The organism is Streptomyces sp. NPDC002573, assembly GCF_042889625.1.
GTDB lineage: Bacteria > Actinomycetota > Actinomycetes > Streptomycetales > Streptomycetaceae > Streptomyces > Streptomyces gibsoniae.
The window spans coordinates 1-1,931 of sequence record NZ_JBIARC010000242.1; the positions used below are offsets into that span (position 1 = coordinate 1).

General features: G+C 69.4%; 2 protein-coding genes. One reads left to right on the forward strand and one right to left on the reverse strand.

The features are described from left to right. Positions 1–604: 604 nt before the first annotated feature. Positions 605–925, reverse strand: coding sequence for a hypothetical protein (locus ACFYX0_RS47630; protein ID WP_388982060.1), 321 nt, complete (start codon positions 923–925; stop codon positions 605–607). 183 nt (positions 926–1,108) lie between these two features. Between ACFYX0_RS47630 and ACFYX0_RS47635 the strand changes: the two genes are divergently transcribed. Continuing rightward, positions 1,109–1,468, forward strand: a complete 360-nt coding sequence (locus tag ACFYX0_RS47635; protein WP_388982063.1) for a transposase — start codon at positions 1,109–1,111, stop codon at positions 1,466–1,468. Positions 1,469–1,931: the final 463 nt, after the last annotated feature.

Consider the following 1,931-nt stretch of genomic DNA (forward strand, 5'->3'; position numbering starts at 1 on the left):
CCGACCCGGCCCGCTTCACCCGGCTGCTCACCGACCGCCTCACCCGCACTCTGTAACCCATGGGTGTCGCCTAGCACAGCCAAAGCGCCCGGCCGCACCCACCCCGACTCGCCACCTCCCACTCCCCTGAACCGCCCACCCCAGCACCCCACACGAGGGCTGGGGCGGGCGGGTTCTGCCTCCTTCAGGTGGGATCGGGGCGTGGTCCGTGAGATAGATGGTGCGCGTGGACACGTTCAGCTTGCACTGGTAGACAAGGGAGACACCTTCGGCGAGCTCGTTGTTGTTGGTCGCACGATCTCAACTGCCGTTGGGGGAAGCGCAGTTACTCCACGCCTCGCCGAGGGGCGGCGGCAGTGCTGGTCACGGGCGTGCGGTGCAGCGACCTTGCCGTTCCGGTCCACGGTGCCAGCGCCCGCGATCGCGCCGGCGACCGCCTGGGTTCCAGCGGGGCCCGGGCGGTGGTGCGGCGGCCCGGTCGGCGGCTGGAGCTGTCCGGTCGGGCTCCCGCCGGCCCGGTCGAGTGTGCGGCCGGGCCGGAGGGAGCGGCGGGATGTGGTGTGGTCAGCTCCGAGGCGCTGAGGCTGTCGGGGTCCTCAGCGGGTCACCGGATGAGGGCCGCGTGGGCCTGCGCCGCGGCTTTGACGACGCCTGGCCACAGTGGATGTCCGAGGTAGGAGGCGTCGTCCGTCTCGGGCTTTAGGGCGTCGAGGATCTCGTCGAGGCGGTCGGCGAGGCGTTGCATCGCCTGTGCCTCCGAGGCGTCGCGGAGTGTGGTGCCGATCGCCGCGGAAGGGTCGTCCAGTACGGCGGTGTCGTCGTAGTGGATGTGGATGTTCAGCGTGAGGTCGTCGACGTAGCCCGGATGCGGGTACTGGCGCTCGATCCAGACGCGTCGCTGGTGGTCGGGGTCGGGACAGCGCATGGACCGCGGAGATGATCTGCTCACGCATCTGCGGCAGTCGCACCTGCGGTGTCGTTCACGGCTTGTCCCATTCCTGCCAGCGGAGCCATTCCTCAATTGGGATGTGGGCCTCCTCGGCGTGATCCTTGATCCACGAACATCCCCGCCCACCAGGGGCTTTCCGGGGTTCCGGCCTCCGGACAGGTGTGGTTCGTCGACGCCCTCTACCGCGATCACGCCGAGGTCGAGGACCGCATCAAAGCCATCAAACGGGTCGGCCTCGGGCTGCTGCCCTCCAAGTCCTGGCAGCTGAACGTCGCCTGGGTACTGGCTGCCACCCTCGCCGCCGACCTCGACGCATGGACCCGGCTCCTCCTGCTGCACGACGAACCCGAACTCGCCGCCGCGGAGCCGGAGACGATCCGCATGAAGCTGTACCACCTGCCCGCCCGCCTCACCGCCCACGCCCGCAGACGCATCCTCCACCTGGACCGCACCTGGCCATGGGCGCCGACGTTCACCACCGCCTGGCAGCGGGCCACCCAGCTTCCGGCCCTCGCCTGACGGCCGGTCCTCACCCCGACAAGGACCAGGAAGGAGCGGACCGGCAGGACTCCGGCCCGTGGAAGCCGGCGCACCCGCAGCGTCACGCGACGGCCAGTCCCGACACGGCACGGGCATACCGGGCAACCAGCCGCTCTCACCGCCGCCATCAGCCCTCGGAAGAATCGAGGTCGAGCGCTCCAGATGTCCTCGACGTTCCAGCGCGCGCCGCCGACCTGGCATTCGTCAAGGCGCGTCAAGCTTTGCCATTCCCGCCTCGCAGCGATGACAGGACCCAGCGCTCACATTATCCGGCCGGTGGCCGGATGCGTCGGAATTGCGCATGACCGCCGCCAGCGGTCGATGTCGGCGGTGCTGGCTTCGCCACCGGTCATGTCCCGCGGGGTGGTGTAGTCACGGCAGCTGTTTCGGTTCCGGTTGTGGGGTGATCTGCGGTTCAGGTTCGGTTGGCTTGGTGGTGAAG